This is a genomic window from Paracoccus sp. P2 (assembly GCF_046335115.1).
GTDB lineage: Bacteria > Pseudomonadota > Alphaproteobacteria > Rhodobacterales > Rhodobacteraceae > Paracoccus > Paracoccus pantotrophus.
This window is the reverse complement of sequence record NZ_JBGOSN010000032.1, coordinates 29,167-44,210: the sequence shown is the minus strand read 5'-3', so window position 1 is coordinate 44,210 and position 15,044 is coordinate 29,167. Positions and strand designations below refer to the sequence as shown.

At 65.2% G+C, this 15,044-nt stretch carries 12 protein-coding genes, 2 tRNA genes, 4 pseudogenes and 1 other annotated feature; of the genes and pseudogenes, 11 read left to right on the top strand and 7 right to left on the bottom strand.

The features are described 5' to 3' along the window. Positions 1–90: 90 nt before the first annotated feature. From ACDP63_RS17675 to trpA, 3 genes and pseudogenes are all read right to left on the bottom strand, one after another. Positions 91–1,272, bottom strand: a pseudogene (locus ACDP63_RS17675) (VOC family protein); the annotation flags it as partial. Positions 1,273–1,285: 13 nt separating this feature from the next. Then, positions 1,286–1,903 (bottom strand): glutathione S-transferase family protein, encoded by a 618-nt coding sequence (locus ACDP63_RS17670; RefSeq protein WP_024845431.1) that lies wholly within the window; start codon positions 1,901–1,903, stop codon positions 1,286–1,288. Between the two features lie 113 nt (positions 1,904–2,016). After that, a complete protein-coding gene (trpA, locus tag ACDP63_RS17665) occupies positions 2,017–2,814 on the bottom strand; it encodes a tryptophan synthase subunit alpha (protein WP_024845430.1) in 798 nt (265 codons plus the stop codon). Positions 2,815–2,940: 126 nt separating this feature from the next. Here trpA and ychF point away from each other — a divergent pair, with 126 nt between their 5' ends. From ychF to ACDP63_RS17645, 4 genes are all read left to right on the top strand, one after another. Next, positions 2,941–4,038 carry a redox-regulated ATPase YchF gene (gene ychF, locus ACDP63_RS17660; RefSeq protein ID WP_024845429.1) on the top strand — a complete coding sequence of 366 codons (1,098 nt, stop codon included), beginning with the start codon at positions 2,941–2,943 and terminating at the stop codon, positions 4,036–4,038. Between the two features lie 165 nt (positions 4,039–4,203). Next, a tRNA-Ser gene (locus ACDP63_RS17655) sits at positions 4,204–4,293 on the top strand. Between the two features lie 636 nt (positions 4,294–4,929). Further along, on the top strand, positions 4,930–5,190 hold the full coding sequence (locus ACDP63_RS17650; protein WP_024845428.1) for a hypothetical protein: 261 nt from the start codon (positions 4,930–4,932) through the stop codon (positions 5,188–5,190). A 136-nt stretch (positions 5,191–5,326) separates the two neighbouring features. After that, a complete protein-coding gene (locus ACDP63_RS17645; protein WP_024845427.1) occupies positions 5,327–5,710 on the top strand; it encodes a DoxX family protein in 384 nt (127 codons plus the stop codon). A gap of 111 nt (positions 5,711–5,821) precedes the next feature. Here ACDP63_RS17645 and ACDP63_RS17640 read toward each other — a convergent pair whose 3' ends face one another. Then, a complete protein-coding gene (locus tag ACDP63_RS17640) occupies positions 5,822–5,968 on the bottom strand; it encodes a hypothetical protein (RefSeq protein ID WP_167521793.1) in 147 nt (48 codons plus the stop codon). A 50-nt stretch (positions 5,969–6,018) separates the two neighbouring features. Between ACDP63_RS17640 and ACDP63_RS17635 the strand changes: the two genes are divergently transcribed. After that, positions 6,019–6,207: a hypothetical protein gene (locus ACDP63_RS17635; protein WP_024845426.1), complete on the top strand. Its 189-nt coding sequence runs from the start codon at positions 6,019–6,021 to the stop codon at positions 6,205–6,207. 278 nt (positions 6,208–6,485) lie between these two features. Next, positions 6,486–6,585: a sequence feature (AL1L pseudoknot), on the bottom strand. Here the strand turns inward: ACDP63_RS17635 and ACDP63_RS17630 are convergent. Further along, positions 6,498–6,797 (bottom strand): annotated as a pseudogene (locus tag ACDP63_RS17630) (transposase); the annotation flags it as partial. It overlaps the preceding feature by 88 nt. A 460-nt stretch (positions 6,798–7,257) precedes the next feature. Here ACDP63_RS17630 and ACDP63_RS17625 point away from each other — a divergent pair. From ACDP63_RS17625 to tnpC, 4 genes and pseudogenes are all read left to right on the top strand, one after another. Then, positions 7,258–8,487 carry a tyrosine-type recombinase/integrase gene (locus ACDP63_RS17625; RefSeq protein ID WP_028710450.1) on the top strand — a complete coding sequence of 410 codons (1,230 nt, stop codon included), beginning with the start codon at positions 7,258–7,260 and terminating at the stop codon, positions 8,485–8,487. Beyond that, complete coding sequence (locus ACDP63_RS17620) at positions 8,481–9,170, top strand: tyrosine-type recombinase/integrase (protein WP_409928373.1); 690 nt, start codon at positions 8,481–8,483, stop codon at positions 9,168–9,170. Before ACDP63_RS17625 ends, ACDP63_RS17620 begins: the two co-directional genes overlap by 7 nt. Before the next feature lie 221 nt (positions 9,171–9,391). Further along, positions 9,392–10,381: a tyrosine-type recombinase/integrase gene (locus ACDP63_RS17615; RefSeq protein WP_024846203.1), complete on the top strand. Its 990-nt coding sequence runs from the start codon at positions 9,392–9,394 to the stop codon at positions 10,379–10,381. 228 nt (positions 10,382–10,609) lie between these two features. After that, positions 10,610–11,794: pseudogene (gene tnpC / locus ACDP63_RS17610) on the top strand (IS66 family transposase); the annotation flags it as partial. A 259-nt stretch (positions 11,795–12,053) separates the two neighbouring features. Here the strand turns inward: tnpC and ACDP63_RS17605 are convergent. Both ACDP63_RS17605 and ACDP63_RS17600 read right to left on the bottom strand, forming a co-directional pair. Beyond that, a pseudogene (locus ACDP63_RS17605) lies at positions 12,054–12,158 on the bottom strand (integrase); the annotation flags it as partial. A gap of 557 nt (positions 12,159–12,715) precedes the next feature. Continuing rightward, positions 12,716–12,791: transfer RNA gene (locus ACDP63_RS17600), tRNA-Lys, on the bottom strand. 97 nt (positions 12,792–12,888) lie between these two features. Here ACDP63_RS17600 and dapF point away from each other — a divergent pair. Both dapF and mtaB read left to right on the top strand, forming a co-directional pair. Further along, positions 12,889–13,716: a diaminopimelate epimerase gene (gene dapF / locus ACDP63_RS17595; RefSeq protein WP_024845361.1), complete on the top strand. Its 828-nt coding sequence runs from the start codon at positions 12,889–12,891 to the stop codon at positions 13,714–13,716. Between the two features lie 5 nt (positions 13,717–13,721). Next, positions 13,722–14,975 (top strand): tRNA (N(6)-L-threonylcarbamoyladenosine(37)-C(2))-methylthiotransferase MtaB, encoded by a 1,254-nt coding sequence (mtaB, locus tag ACDP63_RS17590; protein ID WP_114669334.1) that lies wholly within the window; start codon positions 13,722–13,724, stop codon positions 14,973–14,975. Positions 14,976–15,044: the final 69 nt, after the last annotated feature.

Sequence of the window (15,044 nt, the reverse complement as noted above, 5' to 3'; positions counted from 1 at the left end):
GTTCCTGGTCTTGTATGCGGGGGGTGTGGGTCTGCTCATGCCCTCCAGCTACCATACTGGATTCACAAGATGAATCCCTCACAGGATTTGTGCAACAGAGCCGATGAAGCCGGCAAAGGCCTCGACCTCGGCGCGGATGTCCTCTTGGTCATAGGTCACCGCGTCATAGCGGCGGAACCAGCGATTGATGCCTTCCTCGGTCGAGCGGCCGCGGACGCCCAGCAGCGTGGCGTTCGGCGCGATCCGATGCGCCAGCGGCATCAGGTCGGATTCGTTGCCGCCGGTGCCGTGCAGCAGGACGATGGTGCTGCCGTCCGGGTTTTCCGGCCGGTGGAAGCGGTGGATGAAATGCAACTCGCGCATCGGGCTCCTTTCCTCGCCCGGCAGGGCGAATTGCGGCAGGATCACGCGCAGGTCCTCGGCGCGGGCCGCGTCATGGGGCGGGACGAACAGCGTCTCGCCCAGGTGCTCGGCCGCCTCGTCCACGGTGAACCCGGGGGCGTCGGTGGCATATTCCAGCAGCGTTCCCGCCGGCTCGCGCACATAGAGCGACAGGAAATATTTCCGGTCATGCACGCTGGTCGCGTCGGTATCCTTCAGCGCCAGCCGCATCCGGCGCACGGCATCGGCGTCCGGCGCCCGGAAGGCGACGTGATCCAGGATGCCGGTACCGGGAATGCCCGGAAAGAAGCCGGTCGCATCGCGGATGTCGACGACATCCGTGTCCGATTCCATGCGCTGCGCCGCGCCCTCGGTCGAGCCGGGGCGATAGCCGAAGCGGGTCAGGAAATCCCGCGTCGCTGCGGGCTGTTCGGTCAGGATGGTGACGCCGCGCAGCCGCGTCGGCGCGATCGGATCGGGCAAGGGGGCCGTGGCGGGCAGGTCCGCCCCCACCAGCTTGACGATCACGCCGTCGGGATCCTTCAGCCGCAGCACCGTCTCGCCCCGCTCGCGCAGCGGCCCCTCGACCGGCACGCGCGCGGTCATGGCGCGGGTCAGCCAGTCGCCGATGCTGGCGGGCGGCACGGCCAGCGCGATTTCCGCCACCTGGCCATGGCCGACCCGGCCCGGCGCCCCGTCCTCCCAGACCAGGAAGGTGACGAGCGAGCCGGGCGAGCCGAGCGCGTCGCCATAGAACAGGTGCAATTGCTCGGCATCCTCGAAGCCGCCGGTGCGCTTGACCAGGCGCAGGCCCAGGAAGCCGGCGTAGAAATCGACATTGGCCTGCACCCGGCGGGTAATGCCGGTGACGTGATGGATGCCGGTGGGCATGATTTTTTCCCCTTTATGCGCCCTCTTCGCGGGCAAGGACGGTCTGCACGGCCGGATCGGCCGCGATGCGGTCATGCAGGGCCTGCACATTGGCCCAGCCATCGGTTCCCTCGGGCAGCAGCTTCGCCGCCCAACGCAGCATCGGAAAGGCATAGGCGTCGATCACCGAGCGGCGGCCCAGGATCCAGTCGCGGCCATCCAGATGCGCGTCCAGCAGCGCCAGCCGCTTGCGGACCAGCTTGCGCGCGGCCTCCTGCACCGCCTCGCGGTCGGCCTCATCGCGGCGGGTGGTATAGCGTTGCGGCGTGAACAGCGGGAAGAAGGCCGGATGCAGGTCGCCGGTGAAGAAGCTCGACCAGCGGTCGAGTTCCGCCTGCGCCCGCAGGCCGTCGCCGCCGGCCAGGTCGGCCTCGGGATGCTTGCGCGCCAGGTGGTGCAGGATCGCGCCCGCCTGGGTCAGGGTCCAGCCGTCATCCTCGCGCAGCACCGGCACGGCGCCGGCCGGGTTCACCGCCAGCAGTTCGGCCGAGCCGAATTCGACCGCCACCGCCTGATAGGGCGCGCGGGTCCATTCCAGCACGATATGGGGCGCGAGCGAGCAGGCGCCGGCATGGTAGAACAGGGTGGGCATGAAATCCTCCGTCTTGCGATGCGTCCAAGATAGCGCCGCGCCGCGTTTCCCCCACCGGCAAAGGCGGGAACGCGGCGTTCTGCATCATCGAACGCGCCGGGCGGAGGATCGGTTCAGGCGCTGTGCGCGCCCCGCGCCAGGTCGGCGACGAAGGCCAGGATCTCGGGCACCGGCCGGCCCTCGCCGATCAGCTTGACGATGGCCGAACCCACGACGCAGCCATCGGCCACGCCCGCCACCGCCTGCGCAGCCTCGGGGGTCGAGATGCCGAAGCCGACGACGACCGGCAGTTTCGCGCTGGCGCGGATGCGGGCCACCTCGGGCGCGACCTCGGCCGCGTTCGCCGCAGGACCGCCGGTGATGCCGGTGACGCTGACGTAATAGACGAAGCCCGAGGTGTTCTGCACCACGGCGGGCAGGCGGCGGTCATCGGTGGTCGGCGTCGCCAGGCGGATGAAGTTCAGGCCGGCCTCGCGCGCCGGCAGGCACAGCTCGGCATCCTCCTCGGGCGGCAGGTCCACGACGATCAGCCCGTCCACGCCGGCCGCGGCGGCCTCGGACAGGAAGCGGTCGACACCGCCCGCGCGGGCATAGATCGGGTTGTAATAGCCCATCAGCACAATGGGGGTGGCGTCGTCCTGGGCGCGAAAGGCGCGCACCATGTCCAGCACGCGGCTGACGCTGCCGCCCGCCGCCAGCGCCCGCTGGCCCGCCGCCTGGATGGTGGCGCCGTCGGCCATCGGGTCGGTGAAGGGCATGCCCAGCTCGATGATGTCCACGCCGGCGCCGGGCAGGCCGCGCATGATCTGCAGCGAGGTGTCGAAATCCGGGTCGCAGCCCATCATATAGGCGACGAAGGCCTTGCCGTCCGTCTTGGCCAGCCGCGCGAAAGTGTCGTCGATTCTGCTCATGCGCCCCGTTCCCTCATGGTCCGCCCAGCCCTAGCCCGGCTTGAGGGGCAAGATCAACGGCCCGCCACTGGACTTGCGCGTCATCGCCCCATAATAAGCGCGGAAATCCGGGAAAAGGGGTGCATCATGGGCTTTCGCATGGGGATCGTCGGCCTGCCGAACGTGGGCAAATCGACGCTGTTCAACGCGCTGACGAAAACCGCCGCCGCGCAGGCTGCGAACTTTCCCTTCTGCACCATCGAGCCGAATGTGGGCGAGGTCGCGGTGCCCGATCCGAGGCTGGACAAGCTGGCCGGGATCGCGGGCAGCAAGCAGATCATCCCGACCCGCATCACCTTCGTCGACATTGCCGGGCTGGTGAAGGGCGCGAGCAAGGGCGAAGGCTTGGGCAACCAGTTCCTGGCCAATATCCGCGAAGTGGACGCCATCGCCCATGTCCTGCGCTGTTTCGAGGATGGCGATGTCACCCATGTCGAGGGCCGCGTCGATCCCATCGCCGATGCCGAGACCATCGAGACCGAGCTGATGATCGCCGACCTGGAATCCATCGAGCGCCGGCTGGCCAATATCCAGCGCAAGCTGAAGGGCGGCGACAAGGAGGCGGTGGCGCAGGAAAAGCTGCTCAAGGCCGCGCAGGCGGCGCTGGAATCCGGCCGCCCCGCCCGCACCGTCGAAGTCGCGGACGAGGACCGGAAAGCCTGGGACATGCTGCAGCTGCTGACCGCCAAGCCGGTCCTGTTCGTCTGCAATGTCGAGGAAGACAAGGCCGCCACCGGCAACAGCCAGTCCGAGCGCGTGGCACAGATGGCGGCCGAGCAGGGTGCCGGCCATGTGGTGATCTCGGCCAGGATCGAGGAAGAGATCAGCCAGCTTCCCGCCGAGGAAGCGACGATGTTCCTCGAGGAGATGGGCCTGCACGAGGCCGGCCTCGACCGGCTGATCCGCGAGGGCTACAAGCTTCTGGGCCTGGAGACCTATTTCACCGTCGGTCCCAAGGAGGCCCGTGCCTGGACCATCCACAAGGGCACGCTGGCCCCGGCGGCGGCGGGCGTGATCCATGGCGATTTCGAGCGCGGCTTCATCCGCGCTGAGACCATCGCCTATGACGATTACGTGGCGTACAAAGGCGAGGCCGGCGCGCGCGAGGCCGGCAAGTTCCGCGTCGAGGGCAAGTCCTACGTGGTGCAGGACGGCGACGTGCTGCATTTCCTGTTCAACGCCTGACCGGAAGGATTCCCGGCCTCCCGGCCTTCTGGTCTTGCGGGGCCGGCAGGGTTTCGCGGGCGGCAGATGCCGTGAAAACCAGGGGAAGTTGCCCAGTTCCGCCATCTTGTCGCGGCTGCGAAATACCCCTTGTTTCCGCGGCTCCTGATCCATATACGAGGCGGCGGAGACGTGGCCGAGTGGTCGAAGGCACACCCCTGCTAAGGGTGCAGGCGGGAAACCGTCTCGAGGGTTCGAATCCCTTCGTCTCCGCCACACTCCATTGATATTTATAAGAAAAATTTCCATTCAAGCGATACAACCGCCATCACGCCCGCCTTTATATTTGCGGTTGGCTGCTACCGATTGCGGCCGTGAGTGATGCGGATAGGCCACGCCCTGGGATGGATTAGAGATGGGGCGCGACCATAACCAAGCCAAGGTCGCCATCCAGAACGCTCATCTTGGACACTGGTAGGGTGACAAAAAAAGCGGTAGCGACCGACATGCGCCCTCCTGCGATTTTCGCTATTCCGCAGTTCTCGGCCCTCGGGTCGTCAGAAAGGGCTCTCTGGCTGGGTCTTTGCGACGGCCAGGAATCGCAACGTGCTGCTATTCGGTTGCGATTTTTCCGTGTGAGGCTGCCGGGAAACGGAAGCTGCGACATTGCGACACCCGCGACATTCGCGACAAAGGGCGTGTTTGTCGCAGGTGTCGCGAATGTCGCAGGGGCGTCGATCCGGCATGGATCAAGAGCATTGCCCCGTGCCGATGCTGAGGCTGACCGTTGTCGCGAATGCGCGAGAGCACTCTGGACGGCGGATCTATTTACCGCCCCGCTACACATGGTATGTACAGCATGACACACGGCATGTCAACACATGCGTGTATTAATATACACAAGGAGTGTTTATGCCCGTTCTTGACAGGAAGGTCTGCAAGGCCGCCCGCATGCTCATTGATTGGAAGGCTGCTGACCTTGCGGCTGCGGCTGCCGTATCACATGACACGCTGCGCTCCTTCGAGAGTGGTCGCACAAAAGCTCTAAGCCGGGAGAACGAGGAAGCCATCCGCAAGGCCCTTGAGGCCCAGGGCGTGCAGTTCCTCGAAAGCGGGCAGGTCGCGGCGGGGCCTGGGGTGGCCATGAGGGCTGATGAGCCCGATACGGCTTGAAACCGTGCGGCTTTGCCTCGCAGCGCCCCTCGAAGATCAATGCGATTGCTTTGCGCTCCGCCTTTCATCCTGCTTGCATTCTGACGAAGGCGGCCATCCACTGTCCGCAGCATCAACCCAAAGATGAGGGACGGTAATGACTGACAAGCTTTCGGCGCTACAGCCCTATGCAATCGGGGCCCTGCGCATCGTCGCCGGACTGCTCTATTTCGAGCATGGAACCCAGAAGCTGTTCGGCATCCCCATCCCCGGCCCCGAGACCCTCGGCATGCTGTCGCTCGTCTCCGGGCTGCTGGAGGTTATCGGCGGCGCACTGATCATCCTCGGCCTGTTCACCCGGCCGGTGGCATTCGTCCTGTCCGGGCACATGGCCTTCGCCTATTGGATGGCGCATGCCCCGAAGAGCGTATTCCCCGTGGCCAACGGCGGCGATGCAGCCATCCTGTTCTGCTTCGTTTTCCTGTTGCTCGTGACCACCGGTGCCGGGGCGCTGTCCATAGACCGGATCACGGGCCGCTGAGAAGCTCTGCTGAAGCATCCCGTCTCCGGCGCGATTAGACGCGCTGGGGGCGCAACGCCATAACCCAAGGCGGGATCAACCAGGCCGCAGCAACCCCTGTCAGTGGAGCGTTCAGACCACGCCCGCGGTGATGACCGCCAACGCGACGGGCGTCAGCGGCGGGAAGGCGAACACTGAAAGCAAGGTATTCCCCGACACCGAAGCTTCGAAATCCCCCAGATCCGTTGAAAATGTCTCGCCCTTCCGCTGCCTGCACATCACACCAGCCGTGGGGCAGGATCGGGCAGAGTTCGGAGAGGGATGAAACGATGGAAAGCAACGACAAACGTGGTGAGGCGCTCCGGGCGTTCGTGATGGACTTGCTCCTGAGTTCGCCGTTGCTGCGGCCGGGGCGCGAGCATGAGACTGCCCGATCCTACCAGGACAAGGCGGCCGTCTCGCACCCCGAGGTGGCGCGCGTTCTTCGCGAGGCCGCTGACCGCTTGCTCCATGGGTGACACTGCCGCGATCCATCCCCGCTACCATGCATTGGCGCTGGCCCCCTCGAAAGCGGCAGCCAAGGCACCATCCTGCTGCCCTTAATTTCGTGTAGCCTGTAAGCTACATACAATCATGATCGAGATCCGCCAGACAGACACCTTCCGGGAATGGCTGCTTGCCCTTCGCGATACACGGGCCAAGCAGAAGATTGCCAGCCGCATCCAGCGGCTGCGGTTCGGAAACCCCTGAGACGTGAAGCCGGTTGGCGCTGGCGTGAGCGAGATGCGTATCAACGAGGGGCCCGGCTATCGACCCCATGTTCACCACGCTGATCGTCGATGAACCCGACCATCACTTCGACCGGCGGTCGAGTATCCGCCATCGCAAAATACGCGCTCGCCTTACGAAGGATCTCATTCGCCTGACGCAACTCGCGGTTCTCCCGCTCCAGCGCCTTCATCTTCTCGGCCATATCGGTCGGAATGCCCGCGCGCTTGCCGCTGTCGACCTCGGCCTTCTTGACCCACTCGTTCAGGGTCTGGGGCGCGCAACCGATCTTCGCGGAAATCGACAGGACCGCCTGCCAGCGCGATCCATGCTGCCCCTCAGCCGAACCAGCTGTCTGCGTGGCGGCGGTTGGCCAAGCAGGGCAAGCTGGTGCTGCCAGCTATAGCACCTGACGCGCCGGTTTTTGCACCGCTGGTGGTTTGCGATCCGGCGCCAGCACCCCCTTCCTGCGACAGGCGGCCGGCTGAAGAGCAGATCCGGATCGTAATCGGCGAGGTGAGGCTCGAGCTGGCCGCGGACACGCCTGCGGTTCGGCTGGCCGAGATCGTTCGTGCTCTTGGAGCCGCCGGATGCTGATGCCGTCTCAGGGCATGCGGATCCTGGTGGCGACCAAGCCGGTGGACTTCAGGAACTATGCGGCGACCATGATTATGCGGAGTTGGCGTTGCCGATCGATAGATTAGGGCTTTTTTACAGATACCTAAGTAGCCCGAGAGCAGGCTTTCGCTCCGCATAACTATGCTCCCTCGCGATGGTTCAATATCGTGAGGAGAGCAAAGATGGATGCCAATAATCGTAATCACTGGTTCCTCGATCCGGGACCGTTGTCGTCGTGGATCGATCAGTTCGCGGCCGACCTTGCCGCTCAGAGATATACGCCGCTGACGATTGAAGGCTACACGGCCTCGGCGCGTCATTTTGCGGCTTGGCTTGGTAGCGCAGGTATCGCGATCGATGATATTGGTGACGATGTCGTTCGTCGCTTTGCCGAACATCGGTGTCGATGTCCTGGTGGGCGGCGATGGCTGCGTGTTTCACCAAAGTATTCGCGCCGCGCCGGGCGGTTCGTTGTTTTCCTGCAAAGGAAAGGTGTCGCGCGACCATCCGTGAAGGTCGCCTCGTCATATCCCCTGCTTGACGATTATCGGAACTGGTTGCGCATCCACCGGGGACTGTCGGAACGGACGATCGCCCGCCATCTTCGCCACCTGCATAAGTTGTTGCCGGAACTCGGCACGGCGACCCACGACTATGATGCCGCCCTCGTCCGCAATGTTGTCCGCGAGTGGCGCGAGCGAACCGGACCGGCGGACCTGCGGACCATAACGAGCACCTTGCGCAGCTATCTCCGTTTCCTCGCGGGTGCCGGCCTCTGTCGCCCCAACCTCGATCACGCCATCCCGCCGGTCGTGCAATGGCGCCTTTCGTCTTTGCCGCGGTATCTTGCTGCCGCCGATCTCGAACGCGTCGTTGCATCCTGCGATCAACTTACCAGGGGGCGCCTACGGGACCGTGCGATCCTGCTCCTGCTCGCACGCCTGGGGCTGCGGGCCGGGGATGTCGCTGGACTCAGACTCAGCGATCTCGATTGGACGTCTGGCATGCTGCGCTTGAGTGGCAAAGCGCGCCGGCAGGTTCGGTTGCCGCTCCCGCAGGACGTCGGCGATGCGATCCTCGCCTACATCGAGCTGGAACGGCCGCGCGTGGATCAGGAGGCGGTCTTTCTCATGATGGTCGCACCCTACCGATCATTCTCGCAGTCCAGCCACGTCTCCACGATCGTAGCACTGGCGCTGAAGCGGGCGGGCATTTCCGATGCTCCGTCGACCGGAGCCAGCCTGCTGCGCCACTCCGCGGCGACCTCGATGCTGCGCTCGGGCGCCACGCTCGAGGCTGTCGGCACGGTGCTGCGTCACCGTTCGCTCGATATGACCGCGCATTACGCCAAGGTCGACATTGCGATGCTGGAGCAGATTGCCCAGCCCTGGCCGGGAGAGCTGGCATGCTGAGTCAGCTCCTCACCGATCATGCAGCGCTGCACCGTGCACTGGGATTCAAGTTCCGGACCCCGGGCATCCTCCTGCGCAACTTTGTCGCCTTCGCCGAGCATCGCGGGGAGCGTGTCGTCACGACGGCGACCGTGCGCGAGTGGGCACTGCAGGCACCATCGCCCGAGCAACGACGCAACCGTCTGCTGACAGTGCGCCGCTTCGCGATCGCGCTGCATGCCGAAGATCCGCGCCACGAGGTGCCCTCGGCTGACCTCTTCGGCCGCGCCAGTCACCGGCGCCGCACACCCTATATCTACGATCCCAGGGATATCCGACGGTTGATCGATGCCGCGCATCGCCTTGGTCCCGACGGTTCGATCCGACCGATCACCTACGCCACGATGTTCGGGCTGATCGCGGCGACCGGCATGCGCGTTTCGGAGGCGCTTGCCATTCGGCTGCCGGACGTGATCGACGATGGGCTGATCATTGCCCAGACCAAGTTCAAAAAGAGCCGGTTGCTGCCGCTCCATTCAACGACCCGGCGCGCATTGGACGGATACCTCGCCACTCGCCTGAAGGCCTCGAGCCAGAGCGATGCACTCTTCATTTCGCATCAGGGAACGCCGCCCGCCTATCCGACAGTGATAACTGTCTTCCTGCAAATCATTCGATCGATCGGCTTGCGCGGCGCTCCATGATCGCAAGGACCACGTCTCCACGATCTTCGCCACACATTCGCCGTTCGCTCTCTCGAACGCTGTGCGCACGATGCCCAGGCGGTAGCACGGCATATCACCGCCCTGAGCACCTATCTGGGGCACGCCCATGTGACCGATACTTACTGGTATCTTGAGGCGACGCCCGAGCTGATGGCGCACATGGCGGCAGCCGGCGAGGCCTTGCATCGGGAAGTGCCGGCATGACCCAACTCGCCCCGCATCTCACCGCGTTCCTTCGCGAACACCTTCCCCGCGAACGACGCGCCAGCGTGCATACCTGCGATGCCTATGCCTATAGCTTCCAGCTGCTGGTGACGTTCGCCGCGCGACGATTGCGCAAGAGGCCTTGCCTGCTGCAGATCGAGGATCTCGACGTGCCGATGATCCTTGCCTTCCTCGAACATGTCGAGGAGGCGCGCGGCAACAAGGCCCGTTCGCGCAACGCAAGGCTGGCGGCCGTGAAGTCCTTCTTCCGCTATCTCGAGCACCGCGTCCCCGCGGTTCTCGATCAGGCCCTTCGGGTGCACGCCATTCCCATGAAGAAGGTCGACGAGGCGCTGGTCGCTTCCCTTTCGCGCGCCGAAGTTCAAGCGCTGCTCGACGCACCGGACCGGCGGACACCATCGGGCATTCGCGATCGGGCCATGCTGCATCTCGCCTTCGCCGGCGGGCTGCGCGTTTCCGAACTTGTTGGTCTCGCCCTCGACCAGTTCGACGGACGGTCGCCGGCCAGCATCCATATTATCGGGAAGGGACGGCGGGAGCGCGTGCTGCCGCTCTGGCAGGAGACCGCCGCCGCGATCCGGGCCTGGGTCGCGGTCAGACCCAAGGATGGCGACACCGCGCTCTTCCTCAACAAGGCCGGCCGGGCGATGACGCGCGCCGGCTTCGAATATATCCTGACAAAGCACGCCGCGGTTGCGGCGAAGGTCGTGCCCTCGCTTGCCGCCAAGCCAATATCGCCTCATGTTCTGCGTCATAGCTGCGCGATGCACATGCTTCAGGCCACCCGGGATATCCGCAAGGTAGCGCTGTGGCTCGGTCATGCCACTCTCCAGAGCACCGAGATCTACTTGCGCGCTGACCCGGCCGAAAAACTCGAGATGATCGACGCTTTGGCGCCGCTCGGCATCAAGCCAGGCAAATTCCGCCCGCCGGACAAATTGATCGCGATGCTCGCTGCGCGATAGCGTATTGTTATGTGGAGTCGACAGATGTCGTGAGGCCCGGAAATGCGCCCGTCAGCGTCCGCGACTCCGCATAATCATGATCGCCGCATAGTTACGATTATGTGGTGCACCACATAACCGCAAGGGGCATGACGGGTTAGCGGCGCTGGCGCAGTCGATGCTGGCGGAAGACCCCTTCACCGGCACGATCTTCGTGTTCCGCTCGAAGCGCGCCGACCGGCTGGCTGCGGTGAGATGCACCACATCGGCGAAGACCGGACCGAGCGGCTGGACATCGTGCCGGCACAGCTGCGGGTCATCGTCACCGTCCGGCCCAAATATGCGTGCCGCCGATGTGGCGAGGGGGTGTCTCAGGCACCGGCGCCCGCACACCTGATCGAGGGCGGCCTGCCCACCGAGGGCGCCCTCGCATATGTCCTGGTCAGCAAATACGCGGACCATCTGCCATTGTATCGCCAGAGCCAGATCCTCGCCCGGGCCGGGGTCGAGCTGCATCGCAGCACGCTGGCCGATTGGGTCGGCAGCGCCGCCTTCCACCTCGGTCCGGTGGTCGATCGACTGGCCGAGCACCTGAAGACGTCGACCAAGCTGTTCATGGACGAGACACCGGCCCCTGTGCTCGACCCCGGCCGGGGGCGGACGAAGACGGGCTATCTCTGGGCCCTGGCGCGCGATGACCGCTCATGGGGCGGGGGAGATCCGCCTGGTGTGGTCTTCACCTATGCGCCGGACCGTGGGGGCGAGAATGCAGAGCGCATTCTGCAGGGCTTTGACGGCATCCTGCAGCTGGATGGCTATACCGGCTACAACCGCCTGACGCGCCCATCCCGGACAGGCGGCGCGCCGATCACCGTCGCCCATTGCTGGGCGCATGCCCGGCGCAAGCTGAAGGAAATCGTTGATCGCGACGGCTCCCAGATCGCAGCCGAGGGGCTGCGCCGGATCGCCGAGCTTTACCGGATCGAGGCCGAGATCCGCGGCATGGGCCCCGGCCAACGCCTGTCGGCCCGCCAAGCGCGCAGTGCGCCGCTGGTCGCCGCCTTCGGCGAGTGGCTGCAGCCGCAGTGTCGGCGCATATCGATGAAGTCGCGCCTCGGCGAGAAGCTGGCCTATATCCACCGCCACTGGGACGGGTTGCAGACCTTCCTGCGCGACGGCCGTGTCGAGATCGACTCCAACAGCGTCGAGAACCTAATTCGACCGATCGCTCTGACCCGCAAGAATGCACTCTTCGCCGGTCATGACGAGGGCGGAAGATCCTGGGCATGCATCGCATCCCTGATCGCCACCGCGAAGATCAACGGCGTCGAGCCCTTTGCCTATCTGAAGGCAACCTTGCAGGCCGTGGCCGCCGGTCACCCGCAGGCAAGAATCGACGATCTGCTGCCTTGGAACTTCAAGCCAGCAAGCTAAAAGCGTGTGGGGCGTAGCCGCCGCTTACTTTCCTCCTCGACCGGCATCGCTTTCGATGCCGATTGCCTGCCAGCCCAACTTCTTCGCCGCAATGAGCGTGGTGCTGGAGCCGGCCAACGGGTCTCGGATGGAAACCGGTACGATAGTGCCTCGTGATGAGTCGAACGGTAGCTTCCGGAAAGCCGCACTGCGGCACTGGGGCGATCCCGACCGGCGACCATGGGCCAGTCGACAGATTTCCAACCGGCCAGCTTCCGGACTACAGGTCTATCCCCTCTGACAGTGTCAACGCATTGTCAAAGTCGACGCCGAGGTATCGAACTGTACTGTCCATTTTGGTGTGGCCCTTCAGAAGCTGAATGGCAAAATGATCTGCACATTACTGGACCGATTGTGTCCATCGTGCTGACCGGCAAGCGCCGCTCACGCCGTGTCGCCGAATATGTGGCATCTGAACTCGATTCGACTGTCGATGAGCTCTGGCCCGGCGTCTATTCGAATGGGGAGGACCGAGCGTGACCTGACTTCCCATTAAAACAACGGAACTTTCGAGGTGGCCATCGCCGTTCGGAAAAGAAAACGGGGCTAGACGTTTGCACCGCCGAACCCCGTCACGGATCTCAGAAAGACCCAGTACTGCTTTCTGAATCCTTCTTTTTCCTGAAAACGTCAACCCTCTGCGGGTGATCCGCAGCGAGTGTCGACTCGTTGCCCTTTGTGACGTCGGGGCGAGATAGCTTGCTGCACCTCGGTTGAACGGCTACCTCAGACTGGTGCTGCGAAGGCTCTGCCACGTTTGCCGCAGCCGACTGCCGCACCGAACTATAAGATTCCGCTGCGATGGACAGAAGATCTGTCAAAAATGGACAAAAAGCTGTCACAAATGGACAACTCGCATGTCACCTGACACAGGAAGTTCAGTGGTGAGCCCGACAGGATTCGAACCTGTGACCCACTGATTAAAAGTCAGTTGCTCTACCAACTGAGCTACGGGCCCATCGCACGGGGGGCTAACTACGGTCGGCGGCTGACAGGGTCAAGCGGAAAAATCACCGCCTCTGGCAGAATCTTTCCGGCAGGAGTATGTCACCGCCATGGAACACCAGCAAAACCCCGGCCAGAGCGTCCCTCTGCCCTTCATGAAGATGCACGGGCTCGGCAACGACTTCGTGGTGATCGACAGCCGCCGCTCCGGCGCGCTGCCCGATGCCGCGACCGTGGCCGCGATCGCGGACCGCCATCGCGGTGTCGGTTTCGACCAGATGGCCGTCATCCTGCCCGGCGAGAATGCCGATGCGCGGCTGGTGTTCTTCAACGCCGACGGCTCGGTCTCGGCCGCCTGCGGCAATGCCACGCGCTGCGTCGCGCGCTTCCTGATGGACGAATCGGGCGCCTCGGCCCTGCGGCTCGCCACCGACCATGCGGTGCTTGCGGCCGAGGATGCCGGGGACCGGCTGACGCGGGTCAACATGGGCGCGCCGGTGCTGGGCTGGGCCGGGATCCCGCTGGCCGAGGATGTCGATACGCTGCACCTGCCGATTCCAGGCGATCCGGTGGCGACGGGGATGGGCAATCCGCACATGACCTTCTTCGTGCCCGATGTGGCGGCGGTGGACCTGGAACGCTTCGGGCCCGCGCATGAGCATCATCCGCTTTATCCGCAGCGGACCAATGTCGAGCTGGTGCAGGTCGTCTCGCCGGACGAGATCGTGCTGCGCATCTGGGAACGCGGCACCGGCATCACCCTGGCCTCGGGGTCGTGCTCATGCGCGGCGGTGGTGGCGGCGGCGCGGCGCGGGCTGACCGGGCGGCGGGTCAAGGTCAACGTGCCGGGCGGGCAGCTGGAGATCGACTGGCGTGAGGACGGGGTCTGGATGACCGGGCCGACGGCGCATGTCTTCGACGGGGTCTGGCGCGGATGAAGGATCTGAAGCCCCCGGTTTTCGCCACCCTCGGCTGCCGGCTGAACGCCTATGAGACCGAGGCCATGCGCGAGATGGCCGAGGCCGCCGGGCTGCAGGGCGCGGTGATCGTGAACACCTGTGCGGTGACGGCCGAGGCGGTGCGCAAGGCCCGGCAGGAGATCCGCCGGCTGGCGCGCGAGAACCCCGGCGCCCCGGTCATCGTCACCGGCTGCGCCGCCCAGACCGAGCCCGAGACCTTCGCCGCCATGGCCGAGGTCAGCCGCGTCATCGGCAACCACGAAAAGATGCAGCCGGCAACCTGGGCCGCGATGCAGGCCCCCGACCTGATCGGCGAGACCGAGCGGGTGCAGGTCGACGACATCATGTCGGTGCGCGAGACGGCGGGCCACCTGATCGACGGCTTCGGCCGGCATCGGGCCTATGTGCAGGTGCAGAACGGCTGCGATCATCGCTGCACCTTCTGCATCATTCCTTACGGCAGGGGCAATTCGCGCTCGGTGCCGGCGGGGGTGGTGGTGGACCAGATCAAGCGGCTGCGGGATCGCGGCTTCAACGAGGTGGTGCTGACCGGGGTGGACCTGACCTCGTGGGGCGCCGATCTGCCGGGGCAGCCGCGGCTGGGCGATCTGGTCATGCGTATCCTGCGGCTGGTGCCGGATCTGCCGCGGCTGCGCATCAGCTCGATCGATTCGATCGAGGCGGACGAAAACCTGATGCTGGCCATCGCCACCGAGCCGCGGCTGATGCCGCATCTGCACCTGTCGCTGCAGGCCGGCGACGACATGATCCTGAAGCGGATGAAGCGCCGCCACCTGCGCGACGACGCCATCCGTTTCTGCGAGGCGGCGCGCAAGCTGCGGCCCGGCATCGTCTTCGGCGCCGACATCATCGCCGGCTTCCCGACCGAGACCGAGGCGATGTTTGAAAACAGCCTGAAGCTGGTCGAGGATTGCGGGCTGACCTTCCTGCATGTGTTTCCCTATTCGGCGCGGAAGGGCACGCCGGCGGCGCGGATGCCGCGCGTGCCCGGCCCGGCGATCAGGGAGCGCGCGGCGCGGCTGCGGGCGGCGGGCGATGCGGCGCTGGCCCGGCATCTTGAGGCCGAGCTCGGCGCGCTGCGCATGGTGCTGACCGAGGGGCCGCGGCTGGGCCGGACGGAGCATTTCACCGAGGTCGCCGTCGACCGCGACATGCCCGAGGGCACGCTGGTGGAGCTGCGCATCGCCGGCCATGACGGGCAGCGGCTGAGGGCCTGAGGGCGGCCGTTTCAGCGTGGCCGCGGGGGGCTGTCTGCCCCCCCGTCCACCGGCCTGCGGCCGCCGGAC